Annotated in this window: 17 protein-coding genes and 2 pseudogenes; 10 read left to right on the top strand and 9 right to left on the bottom strand. The window is 55.1% G+C overall.

Annotation, left to right across the window (positions count from 1 at the left end; genetic code table 11):
- Positions 1-227: 227 nt before the first annotated feature.
- On the top strand, positions 228-962 hold the full coding sequence (locus tag IEY26_RS16860) for a class I SAM-dependent methyltransferase (RefSeq protein ID WP_188980993.1): 735 nt from the start codon (positions 228-230) through the stop codon (positions 960-962).
- A 173-nt stretch (positions 963-1135) separates the two neighbouring features.
- Positions 1136-2305 carry a glycosyltransferase gene (locus IEY26_RS16855; RefSeq protein WP_188980991.1) on the top strand — a complete coding sequence of 390 codons (1170 nt, stop codon included), beginning with the start codon at positions 1136-1138 and terminating at the stop codon, positions 2303-2305.
- Between the two features lie 347 nt (positions 2306-2652).
- Here the strand turns inward: IEY26_RS16855 and IEY26_RS16850 are convergent, their stop codons facing one another.
- Positions 2653-4407, bottom strand: coding sequence for a transposase (locus IEY26_RS16850; protein WP_188980990.1), 1755 nt, complete (start codon positions 4405-4407; stop codon positions 2653-2655).
- 411 nt (positions 4408-4818) lie between these two features.
- Here IEY26_RS16850 and IEY26_RS16845 point away from each other — a divergent pair, with 411 nt between their 5' ends.
- The 5 genes from IEY26_RS16845 to IEY26_RS16825 all read left to right on the top strand — a co-directional run bounded on the left by IEY26_RS16845 (position 4819) and on the right by IEY26_RS16825 (position 8852).
- Entirely contained in the window at positions 4819-6117 is a 1299-nt protein-coding gene (locus IEY26_RS16845) for a tyrosine-type recombinase/integrase (protein ID WP_188980988.1), read from the top strand.
- Positions 6118-6184: 67 nt separating this feature from the next.
- Complete coding sequence (locus tag IEY26_RS16840) at positions 6185-6769, top strand: DUF7437 domain-containing protein (protein WP_188980986.1); 585 nt, start codon at positions 6185-6187, stop codon at positions 6767-6769.
- 14 nt (positions 6770-6783) lie between these two features.
- Complete coding sequence (locus IEY26_RS16835; protein ID WP_188980984.1) at positions 6784-7011, top strand: hypothetical protein; 228 nt, start codon at positions 6784-6786, stop codon at positions 7009-7011.
- 486 nt (positions 7012-7497) lie between these two features.
- Entirely contained in the window at positions 7498-8409 is a 912-nt protein-coding gene (locus IEY26_RS16830) for a ParA family protein (protein WP_188980982.1), read from the top strand.
- Positions 8410-8423: 14 nt separating this feature from the next.
- Complete coding sequence (locus IEY26_RS16825; RefSeq protein ID WP_188981010.1) at positions 8424-8852, top strand: hypothetical protein; 429 nt, start codon at positions 8424-8426, stop codon at positions 8850-8852.
- 259 nt (positions 8853-9111) lie between these two features.
- Here the strand turns inward: IEY26_RS16825 and IEY26_RS16820 are convergent, their stop codons facing one another.
- The gene (locus tag IEY26_RS16820; protein WP_188980980.1) at positions 9112-10365 is read right to left on the bottom strand and encodes an RNA-guided endonuclease InsQ/TnpB family protein; all 1254 of its coding nucleotides are present in this window, start codon (positions 10363-10365) and stop codon (positions 9112-9114) included.
- 90 nt (positions 10366-10455) lie between these two features.
- Here IEY26_RS16820 and IEY26_RS16815 point away from each other — a divergent pair.
- A pseudogene (locus tag IEY26_RS16815) lies at positions 10456-10617 on the top strand (AAA family ATPase); the annotation flags it as partial.
- A gap of 91 nt (positions 10618-10708) precedes the next feature.
- Here the strand turns inward: IEY26_RS16815 and IEY26_RS16810 are convergent.
- Positions 10709-12154 (bottom strand): hypothetical protein, encoded by a 1446-nt coding sequence (locus IEY26_RS16810; protein WP_188980978.1) that lies wholly within the window; start codon positions 12152-12154, stop codon positions 10709-10711.
- Between the two features lie 386 nt (positions 12155-12540).
- Between IEY26_RS16810 and IEY26_RS16805 the strand changes: the two genes are divergently transcribed.
- Positions 12541-13569, top strand: a complete 1029-nt coding sequence (locus IEY26_RS16805; RefSeq protein ID WP_188980976.1) for a Cdc6/Cdc18 family protein — start codon at positions 12541-12543, stop codon at positions 13567-13569.
- Positions 13570-13587: 18 nt separating this feature from the next.
- Here the strand turns inward: IEY26_RS16805 and IEY26_RS17580 are convergent.
- Positions 13588-13701, bottom strand: a pseudogene (locus tag IEY26_RS17580) (SOS response-associated peptidase); the annotation flags it as partial.
- A gap of 857 nt (positions 13702-14558) precedes the next feature.
- Between IEY26_RS17580 and IEY26_RS16800 the strand changes: the two are divergent.
- A complete protein-coding gene (locus tag IEY26_RS16800; RefSeq protein WP_188980975.1) occupies positions 14559-15953 on the top strand; it encodes a Cdc6/Cdc18 family protein in 1395 nt (464 codons plus the stop codon).
- A gap of 134 nt (positions 15954-16087) precedes the next feature.
- Here the strand turns inward: IEY26_RS16800 and IEY26_RS16795 are convergent, their stop codons facing one another.
- From IEY26_RS16795 to IEY26_RS16775, 5 genes are all read right to left on the bottom strand, one after another.
- On the bottom strand, positions 16088-16411 hold the full coding sequence (locus IEY26_RS16795; protein WP_098727774.1) for a hypothetical protein: 324 nt from the start codon (positions 16409-16411) through the stop codon (positions 16088-16090).
- Between the two features lie 63 nt (positions 16412-16474).
- Positions 16475-16888: a hypothetical protein gene (locus tag IEY26_RS17765; protein ID WP_326838287.1), complete on the bottom strand. Its 414-nt coding sequence runs from the start codon at positions 16886-16888 to the stop codon at positions 16475-16477.
- A 254-nt stretch (positions 16889-17142) separates the two neighbouring features.
- On the bottom strand, positions 17143-18069 hold the full coding sequence (locus IEY26_RS16785; protein ID WP_188980973.1) for an ArdC-like ssDNA-binding domain-containing protein: 927 nt from the start codon (positions 18067-18069) through the stop codon (positions 17143-17145).
- 88 nt (positions 18070-18157) lie between these two features.
- Entirely contained in the window at positions 18158-18505 is a 348-nt protein-coding gene (locus IEY26_RS16780; protein ID WP_188980972.1) for a hypothetical protein, read from the bottom strand.
- Between the two features lie 75 nt (positions 18506-18580).
- On the bottom strand, positions 18581-19582 hold the full coding sequence (locus tag IEY26_RS16775) for a DUF6610 family protein (RefSeq protein WP_188980971.1): 1002 nt from the start codon (positions 19580-19582) through the stop codon (positions 18581-18583).
- Positions 19583-19715 lie beyond the last annotated feature (133 nt).

The raw sequence follows: 19715 nt of genomic DNA, 5'->3' as shown, positions 1-19715 counted from the left end.
TCATTATCGGGACTCTTACTTATAATGCAATGCCGTATAGAGACAAGATAGTAACTGCGTGGAAACGGTCGACTACGCGACACTCGCTCGAGAAGATTCGTGCTGCTACTATGCATTCGACAGCTGTGCAACTTCTCTTTGGTTGAGCTATATAATGAACATATATATACCGTCATTAAGGTTTTTCCGGTGGTTTATTACTCAGGTTCTATAATACACCGATAAGAATGGTATCTATCACCGACGTTATTCATGATGTCTCTGATAAAGGACTCATCCATATTTCCCGAAAGATACCCGGATACTGTTATCGACGATTTTTCCGCCCAATATTCCCTCGCGGGGAACCGTCCATATATAACGAGGTACTAGTTGGGAGATATCGCCCAAAAATAGATGATTATGTTCTTTTTAATACAATTTCGCATAAGCCAGAGTATAAATCAACCAATATCAAGGGCCTCCAAGAATCTGTTTTTGTCGGTGACTCAGTCGGAATTATAGGCGGAGGATTTGGTGTGACAGCCGTTATCGCTGCTCGATTATCAGATAGTGAATCTGTCCATGTATATGAAGCAAGTGGGGAAAGAGTTGAGATTATCGAAGAAACCCGGTCTCTGAATGACGTAGACTTTACGATCCATCATTCTGCTATTGGTGATATTAAAGAAGCGCCAGGAAATAGAGGTGATTACAATACTATTTCACCATCCTCGCTTCCATATTTTGATGTGATTGAGATGGATGTGGAAGGTGCAGAAACTAAAATAATTAACCAATTAGAGCTATTACCAGAAACAATCATCGTTGAGACGCATGGATTTCTTGGGTCCCCCAGTTTTGAAACAATAGATGTGTTGAGAAATAAAGGATACGATATTGTATGGAAGCGTCCAGTCATGTCCGGAATAGAATATGCAGAAAAAAATGACGCATATGTCATCAAAGCCAGACTAAATTGATGCCAATAGGTTTGGCATTGATAACTTGACTAAGACACTGATTCACCCAAACGACAGTCTTTTCCTCAGAAGACCAGCTCGATCAAGTATGAAAATAACCTGTAACACCCTACGGATGAGTAGAACGCTTCCGAAGAGGTAATCAGCAATAAAGGGGAACCTAGAGACAATAGATGGCAGATATCGCAGTATTCCACCCTGATATCACGCGTGGGCGCGGGGGTATAACAGTCACGCTCCACGTACTCAATGCACTCATTAACGATCACGAAATCACATTATACACTGGGAGTACTCCTGAGTTTGAGTCACTTAATCAGCAGAACGGTGTTACAGTTGATGAAGGCGATCTAACGGTCACATCCGTATCATCACTACCTGTTTCGGTAATTGAAACTATCATAGATCTATCTAATGAGTGGGGCCAGACAGATCTGCATCTGGACGCACTCAAATCCGCGTTCGTGCAACGGCAAGTGCGCTCATCGGAGCTAAATCACGATCTCGTAGTGAGTACGGCAAACGAGTTTTTCGTCGACGGGCCATCGTTGCAGTATATCCACTTTCCGTCCTACTCAGGGAGCGCCGACTCAACGTACGAAACGTGGGCCCCGTCGGTTCCCTACCGGCTCTACCGGACGGTCTGCAGAGCCGTCGCCGGTGCTGGAGATTTCGATTCCTCGACAACCCTAGTCACGAACTCCCACTGGACACGGGAAATTATCCAGCACACCTACGATCACCCAGTAGAGGTTGTTTATCCTCCGGTGAACGTCGAAGACTTTGATCCGACCGTAGACAACCGAGAACCGGGCTTCGTTACCGTGGGTGCAGTTCACGAGTCTAAGCGCCAGCTGGAAATGATCAAAATCATAGACGGATTGCGGACCCGCGGAATAAAGACGCATCTCCACATTATTGGTGGAGTCGGCAGTCAGTCATACTACGAACGGGTCCTTAAGAAGGCAGCGGCCCGCGAGTACGTGTGTCTTGAAGGGTACGTTGATCGCCAGAACCTCGTAGACCTCATTGAACAGCACCGGTACGGGTTACATGGGCGGAAGAACGAACACTTCGGAATTGCAGTTGCAGAAATGGTCGCAGGGGGTGTTATTCCATTTGTTCCGAATGGGGGAGGACAAACTGAGATCATAAACGAAGAACCAAAATTAAAATATGACAGCATTGATGATGCTATTCAGAAGATTTCGACCGTAATGGAAAATAAGAGATTGCAGCAAGAGCTCAAAACAGATCTTGAGTCTACAGTTTCAGACTACTCGACTGACGAGTTCGAGAAAACGATAAGGAGACTAACCACACAATTATTAACACAATATTAAATATATTTTAATATATTTTAATATATTATATTTATGTAGTGTCATTATATTAATAGTGGCCACGATGGCCCGTCTCCCCTTGATTACCGGATTTCACATACTGGACCTAGTACTTCCCGACTCATCGCGATGGATCGGGGGATTTCGTGCCACGTTTTCGGGATATTGGCTCTCTACAAACGAATAACGGTCGAATTAGGTACCATCTGAGAGATCGGGGAGAACGTCCTATGCGTTGATCCCTAGCTGGCTGGGCAGGACAGTTCGAGTGGGCAACAGCCGCCGATATCTCGCTTAGACTGCGAGTCCTGCGGCTTGCCGCAGGCGAGCACAAGGGTTGATAACGATCAGCCGACCTCTCGCAGTGACTGGCCGACCGCCCGGACGAACGTCCTGGCGGTCACGACTGGTGGCGATCTGATCTCACGGTCCATGCCGACTTTCACGAGAAAGTCGGTGAGTCGCCAGAGGTTGTACAGTAACGCGGCGAACGTGAAGTTGAACAATCGGACGCGGTAATCCTTCGACGAGGTCTTGGGGAGGTACGCTTTCACCGACTTGTACTGGTTTTCGATGTCCCAGCGGCGGCTGTAGCTGTTGGTAACGTGAGCGATCTCGTCGGGAGCGACGTGATCGCGGTTGGTGACGAACACAGCGTAGTTCCCGTCAGCGTCCTCATTGGTCGCTGGAACGTACAGATACGCGGCGGTGTGATCGACATCGCCGTCGATCCCGACGGGGATGTCGTTGTTGACAGCGGCGTCAACGCCGTCTTTGCTCTTGATTTTCTTGATTGCCCGGTAATCTGGCTCGTACTTCGGCACCGGCATCGTATACAGCAAGTCGCGACCGTCAATCTCAGCACGAACTTCCTTCGCGTAGAAGCCGCGATCCAGCAGCACTTCGTCGAGATCGACGTACTGCTGGGCTCTCGAAAGCAGACGCCCAACGACGTCTGCTTTCGAGTCAGCTGGTGCATCGGCTGGCTCCCACTCTGAGTGCTCTTTGACTGGTTCGATACCCAGAATGATCGGGACAGCGTTCCCGACGATCGTGATCGTCGCGAACGTGTAGCCGTGTTTCAGTTCGCCGTCGTCCACGTAGCCGCTCACCATCGGCGGATACGCCGACTTCGAGATCTCTTCGTCCTTGTCGATCCACGGCCAGACGTGGTAGGGAACGCGCGTGAAATCGACGGCCGCCACGACGTGGCGGTCGTCGAATGGATCTTCATACCGGATCGTCTGGAGGATGTTCTCGGTTGCGGTATCGAACGCGTTCATGAGGTGCTCGCGGAATACCTCGGTGAACGCCACGATATCCTCGATCTGTTGCTCTTGGAGTGAGACAGGTACTTCCTGATCAGCCGGCATTGCGAACTGCTTGATCACTCGTAGGAACGTCGAGTCGTCACAGATGTCGTTCTCGTCGAGAAACCAGCCGGCTTCTCCCTCCGAATGCGCACTTCCCTGCGTGAGGCACGCCGAGGAGAACAGATCGAGGATCTGTTCGTCCTCGTAGACCGTGTTCTCAGCTCTGTGAGAGTCGAACTCGCCGAAGGCGTGCCGCCTGGCGAGTTCGACGACCTTGCTCCCGTGCTTTCGGACGTGCTCGCGTGTTACCGTCGGTTCGTCTCCGTCTTCGTCGATGTCATCTTCGTCCGGGATGATCGGAACGCGTGCTTCCATGATGACGCCGTGGTCAACGGCTTCCTGCGCGATACCCGTGGCTGCAGCGGTGAGCGTCAATTCGGTCTGTTCGCTGAACTGGTCCCACGCGTACGAGATGGTCTGTTGGGACGGTGCCGTCTCCAAGCCCAGTTCTTTTAGGAGTGCTGTCCGTTCCTCCAAGCGATCTGCGACCTCGCTTTGGGCGAGGTCGTAGATCGTCTGATAGAGGTAGACACGCGCCATCGGCTCAGTACCGTTGGCGACTTTCGCCTGTTGGCGGGCGTCGGTCAGACCGTTTGTAGGGATTACGACGCTGCCGAGAACCCGCCAGAGGTGATCAGCAGTCTCAGAGACCGCTCCGGCATGCTCGACGATCGCCCCCGCCAGCGCGGGGGCGTCGTCATCCACCGTCGGGGTGGTTTCTCTATCCATTGCAGTCCGGGAATCGTGGCTGCGAGAGCTATCAGTGTGTCACATTAGTCACGACAACGACTGATTCTACCTACTCAATAAGTCGGTTACTGCGCCGCACCAGTGCATCAAATCCGCTCAATGTATCACGGAGCTAGTGGTTTGTAGCTATCGAGATCCCGAAAACGTGGCCGCCGGCGCTAACAGATTTTATATATCGACATGGAGTTTACTTTGTGACTCGGTATTTCGACATCTTTGGTCGGTGTTCTCACAGACTGTGACGGTCAGTGAGTCCCCAAAACCTATAATGTAGTTGTGAGAAACGCGCTACTGCCCGAACATGCCGGACTTAGAATCGGAAACCCACTCATCGAGGCCGCTACGCCGCTTCCGAGCGGTTCGAATACTGGAAACGGTGGGGTGTCCCCCGTGAGTGACGCGACAACGCCGGTGACACACGCCGACTGGGAGGACGTCGACGACATCTCCTGGACGCTGCTCGACCGCGAGGAACTCGTCGACGCGTACTGGGCGGTCGTCGCCCCCGCGATGGAAGCCGACGGTCTCGATCCCGACCAGGAGAAGCCGACGCACAGCTGGCTCCGCGACCACGACTTCCGCCCGCTTCTCTACGCGTTGCGGGAGTACCACGATATGACGTTCGGGGAGTTCTGGTCGACTGACCTCGGGCTCGAATCCACGGAGACGAGCTATGACTGGGCGACCGACCACGAACGGACTATCGAGGCGCTCGAATCGTTCCTCACCTCCCGTCGAGAGCGAAAGGGCCTCGCGGACTCGTCGATCGATACGCTCCGCTACCGATTGAACCGCTACGTCGCCGCCTACTGCGACGAGAACGACACATACGATCTCGTGACGCCCGTCGCTCGCGATGGCGACGTCCCGGCCTACAAAGCGGTCGATGCGTGCTGGGCAGCGTTCGACCGCTTGCACGAGGATCTCAATGGCGGGCAAACCAAACGCCGGATTCATCTCGCCGTCTCAAACTGGTACGCCCATCTGGTCCGGCGCAAATGGGCCGCCGTCAACCCGGCTGACGGCCTCGACGAGGAATTCGACTGGTCGAACGACACCGATGACGATGCCGACACACCGTGTCTCGCCACCGAGCACGTCCGCGCGCTTTACCAGGCGGCCGACGGACCAGAAGACCGCCTCCTGGTCCTCGCACTGTGCGCGTGGGGGCTTCGCCCGAACGAGGTCGCCCGCCTCCACACACGCCAGTTCGTCCTCGACGTCGCCGCCGACGAAGTCCCGTATATCTCCTTCGAGGAGCGAAAGAACGGTCCCGGACAGGTGTCGCTGCTGTACGGTCGGGATGTCCTCGAGGATCGGCTTGCAGCATTCGCCGATCACGACGATTGGGACGGCTACCTGTTTCCGTCACCCCACACCTCGGGCGATTCCATCTCCCGGTGGACGGTCTGGAACCGGTTTACACAGCTCGCTGACCGGGCGGGCCTTCCCGACGAGATCGACGGGGTGACACCGGCGCCGAAGATGGGGCGGCGGTACTGGTACGACGCGTATTCTGCGTCGCTCGACGTCGTCCTCGGAAGCCTCGATGAGATCGCGGCCGAACAGGGCAGCGCGAGCGCCGACGTCGTCCTGCAGAACTACCTCTCGGATACACGCGCCCGGACGCTCCGCCGGGAGTATATGCGCGAGCAGCTGGCTGCTGCCTTCGAACCAAGCAAAGAGTGATACTTGGACACCTCCGACTTCGGTCACAACCCAAGCGTTATTACTCAATACACGAATCATGTATTGTATGTCGAAAGCGACGGGGGACCCCGAACGCGCCATTAATGGCCTCATGTCAGTGGCACAGCTACTCGAAGAGCCACGGCTCGCTCGCCTCTACACGTATATTCTCCGTGAAGGCGAAGTGACGATTGATGAAATCGTCGCCGACATCGACACACCCCGCACGACCGCGTACGCGGATACGGGAACGCTCGTCGAACTCCGGGTACTCACGCGGGATGAAACGCAGAAAACGCACACCTACACGGCCATCCCGATTACCCTTACTGCGAACCTCGATGGCGATACATACACGATCACGCCCACACTCGTCGAGGCAATCGGCCGGTCGCCCCAGGATCAGGATCTCGACCTGCTGATCGAGAAACATGGCGTAGGCAAGCTCGCTGCGGCACTCACGTACGCGATCCCGTATGTCGAGGGCGGTATGACCGAACGCCTCGCAGCACGCGAACTCAACCTTCAACCTGCGTTCGGGATTGCGGTACTCCATGCACTCCGCGAGGTGATTCTCGACATACGGGAGTACGATCCATATTTCGACCAAATTCGGAATGCGCGTGACAAGCCGGTCGACGAGGAAGCCTAGGAATTCTCTCATACATGCAAGGGACGACCGAGAATCGCTCTGAGGACAACATCGAGAAAGCGGATACCGCACTTGGTGGCGTCGCAGCCCACCTCTTAGAAAGCGGGAAGGCTGCGTCTATCTGTGTCCTCACGACGGATGACGATGCAGGGAACGGCGTCGTCACTGCAATCGAAGCTCATGGGTTCGACGGGCAAATCACGTTCAAAGACGGCTTTGAGCTGATTGCAGAGATCACGTAATATCGAGACCCTCAACCGTCAGTGACACCTTCGATTAGTTTCATCCATTACCCCAGTAAATGCTCGAGATGGCCCGGACATTGATTCACTGATTCACAGAATCTGTGATTCAGTGAAGCCATAAATCAGGGAGTTAAGGAGTACTTGATTCTTGGAATCCAATAGGATGTGGCGAATCATGGAGTCAGTGAATCAATGAATCAGTGAATCCAAGAGATAGTGATTCAATGAATTACCCACTCCGAGAAGCACAGAGTGACTAATTCAGTAACGGCCAGTAGCAACCACCATTCCACGAGAAACCAGCAAAGCGGGGATTCCAGGATGTATTGAACCAATGAATCAGTGATTCTTTGATTCCCACCAAATACAACATCAAAACCGCCTGTTAGCGGTTTATACCATGGAATACGGAACTTTAGAATTTTCAGAGCGGGATTAGATGTCTGACGTGGATTTATGAGTCATTGAATCAATGATCGTACTATGACCGAGTCACCTCGTGGCTGGGGCGTCACACCATCGACCGGTATTCCCACGATCGCCTTCGGCAATCAGAAGGGCGGGACTGGGAAGACAACGGCGACGATAAACAGTGCAGCGGCACTGGCCTCGCGAGATCACGATGTCCTCGCGATTGATATGGATCCACAGGCCGATATGACGAAAGGCCTGGGACTCGGCCCGGGCGACGACAACGACCCCTCAAGCCCGAAGAACGACCTTCCAAATACGCTCGCTACCGATGACGCAAATCTTCTTGACGTCCTCGTCGACAATCCGCGCACGGACGACACGACGCTTTCAGAAATTATGATCCACAGCGACGAGTACGAACACCTAAATTTCGATCTCGTGCCGAGCCACAAGGACATGGGTCTTGCCCGGGATTGGATGGACGACGCAGGCGCTCGTCTCTCGTTGAAAGTTGCCCTCGAAGAGTTAGTGGACGACGGTTACGACTACGATTTTATCTTGATCGACTGCCCACCTGATCTCTCGGTCCTAACAGATGCGGCGTTCATCGCGGCGCAGAACGTGTTCCTGGCCGCACAAACCCAAGCGACATCACGAGATGCCCTAGACGATCTCTGGGACCAGCTGGAATCAATCGAGGATAATCAACAGATCGAGATTGCAATCGTTGGACTGTTGGCAAATATGTATCGGGACGATGGTCAGTCACAGAAGTTTCTCGATGCTTTCGATGAGTCATATGCGTCACTAGCGCCGATCTTCAAGCTTCCGATGCGGGTAGCGATACAGCGCGCGTGGGACAACGGCTGCGATATTTTCGAATGGGAGGACGCAAACGACCAACAAGTTGAGCGCGACCTCTTCCTGGAGGTTGCTGAGACAATGGAACGAGCGTTCGACAAAACGCAGGTGGAGGTGTAAGGATGCCCCGAGGAATGGACGAGCGATTTGAGGATCCGTCAGAGGAAGCAGACGACGAGGAAGCCACGGCCGACGACGAGCCGACAGAGACCACACCGGACGGAAAAAGCCGAGACGGTGATCCGACAACAGTAACCGAAGACCAATCACGTCAGCAGAGAGAGGCCCCTACAGCGGAGACTAAATCGCCGACCGAGGAATCAGACGACGAACAACTGAACATCAGAGAGGATTGGGATTCGGCCACTATATACGTTGAGCCGGAGCAGAGTGAAGAAATCGAGGTAACATTCACTCGGTTAAAGAAGCAGCTGAAGCGTGAGGACATCACGCTCGAGAAGAACAAACATTTCTATAGAGGGATTTTCGAGGTGGCATTCGGTGAACATCAGGAAGAAACGAAAGAGAAGATCCGTGAATTGGCAAAGCAAGACCAGGGCTAGTACTGGGAGACGATTGCCTCGAGGACATCCGTCGCCTCAGGAACTCTATCGAGTGGAGTCCCAGCGACGTGGCGCCACGTTCCACCGGTGAATCGCGAGTGATCGTAGATCTCGAGGGCGCCACGCTGGGAAAGCGACGTCGCAAAGGCCCCGATCCCCTCTGGGAGACGGCCACGCACGTACACGTGGTCTGATTTGACTCACCTCCGTATGACATCCTCCGCGCCGTTCTCCGCGCGGTTTCCCGAGCGTTGGGAGATTATGGTTCGCGGGTCACCTGTTCTTGAGGGGCTATCCTCCCCGTCGATGTGTCGAACAGGCGCACCGCTGGCTGTGCCATCCAGCCGTTATCCCTATCTCCCCCGTCACAGGCGAGATTTGGGAGTACCTTCTGTCGGATGTTCTCGGCCCCGTTCACATCGGCATTAGCGACCAGCCCACACTCGTCACACACGTACAGCCCACGTTCAACACGCTGGCTGTCGTCGATGGTCCCGCACGAACCACAGGACTTGGAGGTACCACGTTCGTCCACGCGCTCAACACTGATGCCGTATTCGGCCGCTTTGTATTCCAGCATCTGCGTAAAATTGTCGAACGCCCACCCATGGAGATCGAGGTTGCCGTGGTCACCCCAGTCTGTGTTCTCGCGGATACCAGTCAGATCGCCCACGACAATCGTTCCGACGTTTCGGGCGGCGCACTCGGCTACTATGTCCTTCGAGACAGCGTGGAAAAAGTGTGTCCGGCGCTCGCCACGCTTGCGGTCCAGCCGTTGTGCTTTGCGGGAGGAACTATCGTCGCACTTCGCCCGCTGTTTCTGGAAGTAGTAATCATCCTCTTTGAGTGCGCCACCGGGATACAGCAAAGCGTCGTCGCCAACCGCAACGGCGGCGAAGTTGCAGATACCGAGGTCGATACCGGCCACTCGGTCGCCGGGTGGGTCCGGGTCGTCTCGTTCGACGTTACACACAATATGCAACTCCCAGTCGGTGCCGGTCCAGACAGCTCTGACCTGCTGGACGTTCTGGACGGTCACATCCGGGTCAACAGCGTACTCACAGAGAATAAAGTCTTGACGCCCATCTTTCAGATTCTGCCCCTTCGAGAGTCGAATCCGATCGTGGTCGGGGTCGTGCTTGAACCCATCCTCTTTGAACGTGACCGTCGAGCGTGGGTGGTCATCACCGTGCTTGCGGTAGCCGGGCGGGTTCGCCTTCTTGTCACCGTTCCCACGGAGTGTGTACCACGAGTCGAACGCTTCAGCCAATTCTTCGAGAATTGCCTGACTGGATTGTGCGTTCAAATCCGCGTAGCGTTCGTTGTTCTTGAGGTACGCTTTGAGAGCACCGTGGTCTGGTATCGTGCCGGTTTCGTCCCAGATACGGTCGCAGGTCCACCGAGCGACGTTCCAAAGTTTTGAGGCCGCAAACCCGAGCGAATCGAGGTCTTCACACACCTGTTGGTGGTTGTGAATGGACGCAACATAGGTTCGAGTGACCTGATTCGCCACATATAGCCTATTGTATGCGAGATTGATAAGTAACAGCCTACCGGAGTGAAAGTGGAGTATTCGGCTCAGCCGTCGCCTGTCGGCGGCGTATCGATCATCTGTATCGCGAACAAAGAAGAAGAGCTGTTCAGCCGCGTCGACGACCGCCTCGTGAGTCGGCTCCGTTCGAGTGAACACGTCCGGATGGATAAGTACCACGACGAGCAGTTGTACGCCATCCTGAGTGCTCGGGCAAAGTGGGGGCTCGAACAAACATTTCTATAGAAGAATTTTCGAGGTGGCATTCGGTGAACATCAGGAAGAAAAAAGAGAAAATCCGCGAATTGGCAAAACAATATCGGGACTAGTACCGGGAAACGATTGCAGCGAGGACATCCGTCGCCTCAGGAACGCTATCGAGTGGAGTCCCGGCGACATGTCGCCATGTCCCACCAGTGAATCGCGCGTGATCGTAGATTTCCAAGGCGCCGCGCTGGGAAAGGGCCGTCGCAAAGGCCCCGACCCCCTCCGGAAGACGACCGCGCACATACACGTGGAGCCCTGTCCCACTCTGACTTACCTCTGTGTATCCATCAAGCGCATCAACGAGAGTTGCTACCTCGTCTGATACCTCACCCGTCTCTGGATCCCGAACATCATCGAAATCCACGAACGAGAGCGGAGGATCTGGTGGATCATGTGGGAGGAGAACCGCTGGATGCACAGCCTCGGGAAGATCCTCACCATCGGGGAACGGCCACGCACGATGAATCTCACGAAGCGGAAGCTCTGCTACCATCTTCGCTTTTTGGAAGCCCCGGCGTGGATTCACGTCCTTTGAAGCGGCCCATTCACACGGATACATTGTGTCCGCCTGCCAAGGCGCGAGAGCGACTTTCGACCGGCCATCCCAGACAACCCAAATATCCAAGTCACGCAATGCCGCCGGGATATGATAACGATCCACGTCCAAAATACGAGTATCGTTCGAATCAGGCACATCAAGCAGATCCCTGGTTTCCGCTTCGGTAGAAGAGGTCTGGTCAGTCGAATCAGCTACGCCGGTCTCGACAGTCTCCTCTGCCATGCAACCCCTATTTTCAGACGTATCGAGAGCTGGCTCACCAGACCCGTCCGACATTGGATGCACTGCATCCGGGAAAGCCAACGATTCCTCTTGGCAAAAGTAGCAGCCGCATTTCTCAAGTGGAATTTCGGCCTCACTTGTCGCAATGCCGTGCGTCCAGATCTGGTTGCGAATCCGCTTTGCCTTCGTGACTAACTGCTCATATCGTGATTCGTCGAACTGGATGGCAGACGAGTCAGCGTCTGGACACGGCCATTCCCGAATATCGCTGAGGTCGTTTTTTGAAACGTACACGAGTTTTCCTTGCTCAACTCCTAATCCCTGCATATAGATGTGAAGCTGGTCGAGATGGCGGTCGATCGGTGGGGAGAATTTGTACCAGCCGTTCCGTACCTTCAGCACGTACGCAATTTCGTCGGCGGGATCATACAGGGTACACCGACCGAGAAATCGGACAGGGCCCTCGTCAATATTCAAGCTTACTTCGGTCTCCAGTGTCGGATTGCGATCGCTGAGCTGTTGCTCGAAGTAGTTCTGGATCAGACGCGACGCACGATACTTGCCCCAGTACGTTTTGGATTTCGAGAGCCCGAGCTTGTTGACGTATAGCTGGCGCGGACAGAAGCCAATATGGGCTGCAAAAAACGTCTCAGGATCACGCTCATAGAGGTCGTTAGTATCGGCTGCGAGTATCGACGGGATCTGCTCCTCGAAATCGATCATGGTAGGAAGGACAACACTTGGAATATCACGGCGCCAGTACCCCCACTATGTGTGCCGTCCTGAAGTGTGAATCCGGGTCGTTTCCGAGTTTCAACAATATAGGTGTCAAGGGCACCCCGTGACTGGATCTACCACCCCGGTACAGACTTTCCGAGGACGTTTCCAGAAACGCGAACGGTCAAATACGAAATAAGTCCCGAGGTACTCACTCACAGATTCAGGAAATCTCGAATTTTCAGAGAATTTCCGGAAGCATCTCTCCGCGATTGGGAAAAGAGGCAGACACAACGCGAGGAATCTAATTACAGAATCGGGAGGATGCAGTTTCCGGAAACGACCCGGTCAGGCTTTTGTAACCTGACCCGAAATCAGTCTGTCAGAGACAGATGATTCGCGATGCTCGCGTCCTCCGGGCCGGATTCGTCCCTCGGGAAGTCGAGCATCGCGACGCCGAGGTCAATCACCTCTCCAGCGTTCTTGAGCCCATCACGAACGGAGAGCCCGCCGACACCGCTATTGTCACCGGACCCAGCGGCGCCGGCAAGACGTGCATCTCGAAGTTCGTCACGGAACGACTTCGAGAAGAGGTCCTCGACGTCGAGGCCATCTACGTCAACTGCTGGCGCAACTACACCCGGTTCCGCACGCTCTACCAGATTCTCGACGACCTCGGCGCGACCATCGACATCCACCGGCAGTCGACGCCCCACGACGAACTCGTCGACCGTCTCCAGCAGCACGACGGCCCGCGAACCGTCGTCATCCTTGACGAGGTCGACCAGCTCGAAGACCCCAGCGTCATCTACGACCTCCACAGCCTCCCGCAGTTCGCGATCATCTGCATCGCGAACAAGGAAGAGGAACTGTTCAGCCGCGTCGACGACCGCCTCGTGAGCCGGCTGCGCTCCAGCGAACACGTCCGGATGGACAAGTACCACGATGAGCAGCTGTACGACATTCTGAGTGCGCGGGCGAAGTGGGGTCTCGACGAGGACGTTATCACTGACGACCAGCTCTACCGCATCGCCGATGCGGCCGCCGGCGACGCCCGCCTCGCAATCGGCATCCTTCGAACAGCGGCCAGCAAGGCCGACCGCGAGAACCAGGAGCGGATCACCAACGACATCCTCCTGGACGCCGCCGAGGATGCCCGCGCCCAGATTAAGCAGAAGAGCCTCGACTCACTCACTCCGCACCAGCGCGTCGTCTACGACATCGTGCGCGAGCACGGCCCGGTCGGGCCGAGCGAGATCCACGAGCGCTATTCCGAGGACGTCGATGACCCTCGAACGAAACGGACCGTCCGGACGTACCTCTCCAAGATGGCTCAGTACAACCTCCTCAAAGCGGAAGGCACGAGTCGAGATCGAGAGTATTCACTCGTCGATTCGGCAGCTGCATCGCCAATGCAGTAACGACGAGGAACTCGACAGCTACCCCGAACTGAATTCACCGAGTCCGGACTGCTCGTGGTCCAGCGGTTCGATAACCTGCGGATTGTCGTTTCCGGGATTGTTGACCCGCGTCGAAATCTCGTAGGCGTCGATGACGAGAAGGCGTCACGAGAACGTGTCGCCCTTACTCACGAAGATAAGACACGAACGACTAAGATCACCTCATTCTACCCCTGTAGTTACAACAAGATACGAGTGGAACCACACACCCCCCTCGTTCGGAATGAGATGATACCCTCTATACCGCCTGATTAGAAGGTGAATTTCCACCCGATGAGGAGGTTTCAGTAATGGATTGATCGGATATACGCTCTCGACGTATAATTTACTGCTTCAATTCAAGGGATAGAAGAGCTGTACTTCCAGTGTTAGGTGTATTCACTAATACTCCTAACTAGTGCTGTATTTCACTTAGTGGAATTTTAGTCTGGCTAGGTAATAAAGCTAGGGTTATAACTAGACGGTTAATCTTGAAAGTCTACGCTGTCTTTCGATTTGGAGAGAATGACTCGTCCTAGTTAAGGACCGCCTAGTTGGTTGTTAGAAGATCGCGCCCATACGGTTAGTCTTACGGGATCTCATTCCGAATCAGGGGGGTGTGTCCTTCCAACTCCAATCTACATCCATCTTGATTAAGCTGGCATCAATATCGTCCATTAGTTCGGTGATAGCTCACTCCGAATCAGGGGGGTCTCTACAGCATTGCCAATCCTTGGATGATGGACCAACTTGTACTACCTCATTCCGAACGAGGGGGTTGATCTGAACCCGCTGATCATTTGAGCTGCTGGCAATCCTCTCGTTCTAGGAAATAGCTCACTCTGAATCGGGTATCATCAGGTATGGTGATGTCACCTATCGATTTTCCGCTGTTTAGTACCGATATCCAACGAATCTCATTCCGAACGAGGGGAGTAACGACTAAGTAGGTTCCTTCCCAGGATGAATCTATGACAGACAATGAAGAACCAGATGGTGGAGGTGATTCGTCTATCACGGACCAGCAGCTGGATGATTTCGATACAAACAGGGAGGGCAGTTCTGCTTCTGAAATCTCGTCGGCCTCGGAGGAAATCCAACGACAAGACTCGGACGATCCGGCAAATGACCCGTTGTTCGTTCGGGAGGGCAATGAAGACGGTTCTTCAACTCAGATCTGGGCAGATCGAGATTTACTCTCAATTGGAACAGTTCCTGGCCCTGATCGCATCGTCGGTCGTGACACGGAAATCCAATCGGTAGCTGGAGAAATCCGACACCTCATTCACGAATCACAACCAAACCACGTCGTCATTTATGGCGAAACCGGAACTGGAAAATCACTTGTCAGCCGTCACGTGTCCGACCGTCTCGTTGATACTGCCACGGCACGTAACGTTCCCGCTGCAAGCGTCTACGTTGAGTGCAAGAAGAATAATACCGAAACACGAGTGGCCCGAACAATCGCTCGTGCGCTAAGCGACAAATCTGATTCTGATATAGATATCCCTCGTATCGGTTTAGGTTCCGCCGAGTACTACGATTACGCCTACGACATTATCGACGAGTACTACGATGGGCTCATTGTCATCCTTGACGAGATCGACATGGTTGATAACGCTGAGGGGCTCCTCCATGAACTCTCGCGAGCTCGAGAAGCTGGTCACACCGATGCATATATCGGAATCATTGCTATCAGCAACGATATCGATTTCGGACAAAAACTCAACGCACGCGTTCAGAGTTCGATGCGGACGACGGACTTCGTCTTTGAACCATACCAAAGCGATCAGATCGAGCAGATCCTGGAATATCGACGAGACGCGTTCCATGATGGTGTCGTTCAAGACGGCGTCATAACCGAGACTGCCGACCGGTCGGCGGATGAACACGGTGATGCGAGAAAGGCAGTCGACGTCCTACGAATTGCTGGTGACATCGCTGACGACGCCGATGCCGAGGTCGTTAGTCCAAAACATGTCGACAAAGCAGTCAAGCGTGCAGAGGTTAATCGAGTCAAGGAGACGATCGAAAGCACCTCACCACAGTCTAAACTCGTTCTCTACACTCTCGGTCGCTTGACTGGCTCGAATAATCGCCGCTTCCGCACCTCTGGTATCTACAGTCAATACGAGACGACCTGTGGTGACGTCGGTGCTGATCCTCTCTCATATGATCGAGTGAGCCAGATTCTCAGCACGTTCGCGCTAATGGGAATCTCTGAGTCTCACCAGGTCGGTGGCGGACACAAACAGGGTGTTTATCTGGAACACCAGCTTATCAAGGACAAAGATGTAGTAATGAAGGCAGTTGTAGAGAGCGATGAACGGCTTTCAGAACTTCACAACGGGACCTACGAGATTTAATCAAGCATCATGAGGTTCGTTCTACCTAGAACCCTTCTACTGAAGCTCATTCCGAATCAGGGGTGTCAAATCTTCTGAGAAGCGATTAAGCTCACTTCGAATCAGGGGGGTTGTTCACGAGAGAACCAGACTAGCTAATCGTCTGGACTGACCGGTCCTTTATACTTTGAGCGCACCTTCTCGCCTTCCCGCCACTGCCAGTAGTAGTAGCGGTTGTCGTTGATCTCCTTGATCGTGATTGTAGCCTTCGAGGGGACGTCGTCCGGACGATCCTCCGGTCGGTCCTCGATCTGTTCTTCCTCGTCCTGTTCGGCTAGTCGGGCTTCGCGTTCGCGATGTTCGGCGAGCTCCTCGGCGTACTGGGCGATATGCTTGAGCACCTCTGGTGATTGCTCATTGAGCATCTCCACGACGTCGTCGGGGATTTCTTGCGGTGGGGATGGTGGCGAGTAAGACATGGGTCACGGCGTATTAACCAACACTGGCACTGGAATCTTAGTGATGTTGGTTAATCTGGGTATTTATCGTATCGAGAGCTCTTCGAGGACCGCCACTGTTGCTTCGAGTTCCCTCCGCCGGGCTTCTCGTTCGTCGATTTCCTGCTCTAGTTCGAGAATCCGTTCCGAAAGCTGCTCCCTCACGTCTACTGTCGCCGGAAGCCGTCCATCTGGACGTGGGACGCTCCCGCTCCGAATCTCGATGTCGACCCGCCGTAGGTGCTTACAGCCACCGCTCGGCTGGCGCTTCGTAAAGTCTGGACACGTACACGTCTTGCTCGCGACGTCGACCTCATAGGTGTTCCCCGACGCCGACTCCACATCGTACACACCACCTTTCCTGAGTAACGAGACGTCCATTTCCTCCGTTCGAGCACGCTCGGTACGAGGATCGCTGTCCTCCTGGTGTTCGTCATCGCCAACCGTCGGCTGCTGCACATCTCCTCCGAGGGTCGTGGTCGTTGGAACAGTAGCGACAACGCCGCCATCAGGGGCGTATCCATCTCGTTCGTGTTCGCCTCGGTCTGTCTCTTCTGCCTCGATTGAATTCCGTCCGGACATGGATTAGTCTGGGTCTGTCCGACGTGACGAGTGCAGTCACGCCGCCACCCTTCGCGGCGAGAAAAACAACTCCTGAAACACACTACTGCAGAAACCTCTGTAACTTCGTCTGCCGGAGAGACACAAACTCGTTACTCGTCGACGGTTTCGATGAGCTCCTCAGCGGTCGACCCGATTCGACCAAGCCGCTCCTGAATCGCGTCTGCGTCGTCGTCCTGCCAGGCGGCGAGGTAGAACGCGGACCCGCTCGTATCCAACTCGAAATACCGCCCGACAATGTACGTGACTGCCTCGGCCTCAACCTCGCGTTTCGATCGCTCGGTCTCGTCGGTGACATCAGCGTGGAGGAGTGCGTGGGCGTACTCATGGATCAGCGTCACGGCGAGGTCGGCTTGATTCGAGCGGGCTTTGGCCTCGACGATTGGTTGAAGATCACGCTTACTCCGGTATTTGCAGACGCCCTTCGCGTCGCCATGCTCCCAGTCGGCAGAGTCGACGATGCGGACCGACACTCCGAGTTCATCCGCTACGTTCGTGAGTACAGGCACCAGGTCGTCGGCATCGCCAGTCGCCTCAGTCTCCAGTTCGGGGAGCGGCTCACCCTCGGTCTGAGACACGTCGAACACAGCCGTTGGTTTGAAGCCGACGAGCCCTTTCGACCACTCGTCCGGCGCCGTCTCGTCGTACTCACAGTCGCTTTGTTCGTGGTAGCTAGGCGAGTTCTCACACTTGGGACACTGCTTCGTAATGATCGGGGCCCAGATCCAGATGGCGGACTCACCTTCCTGGACGTGCCGGTCGAACTCATTCCGCCAGGTGTTGTACCCGGCGACCTTCGTCGCCTCGGGACACTGGAGGTTGATGAGCAGCGTGTTCCGATGGGAGTAGTCGTGGAACCGAGATTGGACGTCAAGCCACTCCTGGAACTCCGCGCTGGCCTGCGCGTCGTCGACGTGGTCGACGAGGTCGTCGATCCAGGCTTCGATGGTACTGTGCATCTCGTCGTGTCGGGTGTCGGTCTCCTCGAACGAGACCGACGAGTCAGTGGTCGTAGCCATTGTGTTCACCGAATCGAGTTCACGGCGACTGCGTCAGTTCAGGACGCGCCGCACCCCTTGGGGGCGCACAAAAAACTCGCGGCGGCGGTCACCGGAGTTCGTGGGTCTCGTCAGCGAAGCCGACCGCGACGAGATACTCGAGGAACGCGTCGAACTGGTCCACGTCGCTAGGCGTGTCGGTCGCGAGGTGTCGCGCCCACTCGATGGCCCACTGAAAGGCGGGATCGGTTCCGCCTTTCCCGTGGATGTACCACCAGCGAGCCGCTTTTAGGACAACGAGCGGGTTCGTCGGCGGCTGCTCACTTGCGAGTCCACGGGTGATTGATCGGATTTCCTCGGGTACCTCAGCGGGGTCGACCTCGCTTGATTGGGTGTTCGGTACGTCGACTGGAATCGAATCGATCGAGACGTCGTTCGGACGCTGTTGTTGACTCACGGAAAATTACCTTCTCGGAGGACTTTCTGGATCGAGCCCTCGCCCCCTCCGGGGCGCGAAAAAACACTCGTGGCGTCACGCCGGCGGAATGTACACGCTCTGCTCGCTGGCGATCTCCTCGAGGTTGTTCCGATGGCGATGTGAGAAGTAGCACTCGTAGCTGCAGTAGCCACAGAGCACGCCGGTATCATACTCAGCGATGAAGGGACCGCGCTGAGTCGTCCAGACGTTCGCTTCGCATTCGGTACACGCAGCACTATTGAGATCGGTTGGTGACGGGCCCTCGTACTCGATTTCCAGAGTATCGTTATGTGGTGTCGAGTCGGGCCAGACACCGTGAGACTGCCAGAAGGCCTTGATGTGGGCGAGACTGTGGCGGACTGTCTTCCGAACTGTGACGTGGGAGGCGTCACGACCGCTGTCATCCCACCCATCAGCTGTCCAGAATTCCCCGAACTGCGCGCCGCGATGCAGCCCGTTCCAATCGAGGCCGACGATGTCGGCCGGTGGGTCGTCGGTTAGTGTCGGTCGGGTCAGCTGTTGGATGACGTCCCACTGTTTCAGCGGGCTCCCCCCGAGAATGTGCACACGGCGGCCACGCCAGTCGGTCGGCTCGGAGAACTCGTGCGCCAATCGGTCGGCGTACCCCCGCGAGTAGCCGAGCACGAGGTCGTTCGGGATCGTGTCGATCACCTCGCGGCACTTCGGGACGATGACGAGTTCTGCGTCGGGATAACTCGCCTGAATTTCGCGGGCAGCCGCCACGTACTCGTCGACGTCGTCTCCCTCGTACACATCTCCGATCACGCCAACCTTGGGTTCGTATTCGAAAAATCGGGCGACGTACCGAGCCAGATCGGGATCCCGAAAGTCGTTATCGAGCATCCCGACGGGGATGTTCAGGTCCTGATACTGGGTCTGCTGGTACCCACAGTCTTCTCGGAACCCAGGCAGGAATCCGAGCCGATACGCATCCAGAGCGAACGGCGCTCGATGGAGGAATGCCACGACGTCGGCTTGTCTGGCAGCGGTGATGTCGCGATCAGTACTGCTGCTGGAGCTGATTTCGAGCGACATGAACATGGGCTGCGAGGGCGAATCCAGCCGCCCTGCACCCTCTCTGAGGGGCAATAAACGGAGCCGCAGTCCGCTATTAACCAACACTAATCTCCAGAACCCGCACATCGTTGGTTAATATAGAGACGACGTA

This window comes from Halocalculus aciditolerans, from assembly GCF_014647475.1.
GTDB lineage: Archaea > Halobacteriota > Halobacteria > Halobacteriales > Halobacteriaceae > Halocalculus > Halocalculus aciditolerans.
This window is presented reverse-complemented; position numbering and strand designations above follow the sequence as displayed.

Excerpts from the sequence above, each read along its gene's own strand:
- IEY26_RS16860 (WP_188980993.1), top strand. The coding sequence starts at position 228 with ATGGTATCTATCACCGACGTTATTCATGATGTCTCTGATAAAGGACTC.
- IEY26_RS16855 (WP_188980991.1), top strand. The coding sequence starts at position 1,136 with ATGGCAGATATCGCAGTATTCCACCCTGATATCACGCGTGGGCGCGGG.
- IEY26_RS16850 (WP_188980990.1), bottom strand. The coding sequence starts at position 4,407 with ATGGATAGAGAAACCACCCCGACGGTGGATGACGACGCCCCCGCGCTG.
- IEY26_RS16840 (WP_188980986.1), top strand. The coding sequence starts at position 6,185 with ATGTCGAAAGCGACGGGGGACCCCGAACGCGCCATTAATGGCCTCATG.
- IEY26_RS16835 (WP_188980984.1), top strand. The coding sequence starts at position 6,784 with ATGCAAGGGACGACCGAGAATCGCTCTGAGGACAACATCGAGAAAGCG.
- IEY26_RS16830 (WP_188980982.1), top strand. The coding sequence starts at position 7,498 with ATGACCGAGTCACCTCGTGGCTGGGGCGTCACACCATCGACCGGTATT.
- IEY26_RS16825 (WP_188981010.1), top strand. The coding sequence starts at position 8,424 with ATGGACGAGCGATTTGAGGATCCGTCAGAGGAAGCAGACGACGAGGAA.
- IEY26_RS16810 (WP_188980978.1), bottom strand. The coding sequence starts at position 12,154 with ATGATCGATTTCGAGGAGCAGATCCCGTCGATACTCGCAGCCGATACT.
- IEY26_RS16805 (WP_188980976.1), top strand. The coding sequence starts at position 12,541 with ATGATTCGCGATGCTCGCGTCCTCCGGGCCGGATTCGTCCCTCGGGAA.
- IEY26_RS16800 (WP_188980975.1), top strand. The coding sequence starts at position 14,559 with ATGACAGACAATGAAGAACCAGATGGTGGAGGTGATTCGTCTATCACG.
- IEY26_RS16795 (WP_098727774.1), bottom strand. The coding sequence starts at position 16,411 with ATGTCTTACTCGCCACCATCCCCACCGCAAGAAATCCCCGACGACGTC.
- IEY26_RS16785 (WP_188980973.1), bottom strand. The coding sequence starts at position 18,069 with ATGGCTACGACCACTGACTCGTCGGTCTCGTTCGAGGAGACCGACACC.
- IEY26_RS16775 (WP_188980971.1), bottom strand. The coding sequence starts at position 19,582 with ATGTCGCTCGAAATCAGCTCCAGCAGCAGTACTGATCGCGACATCACC.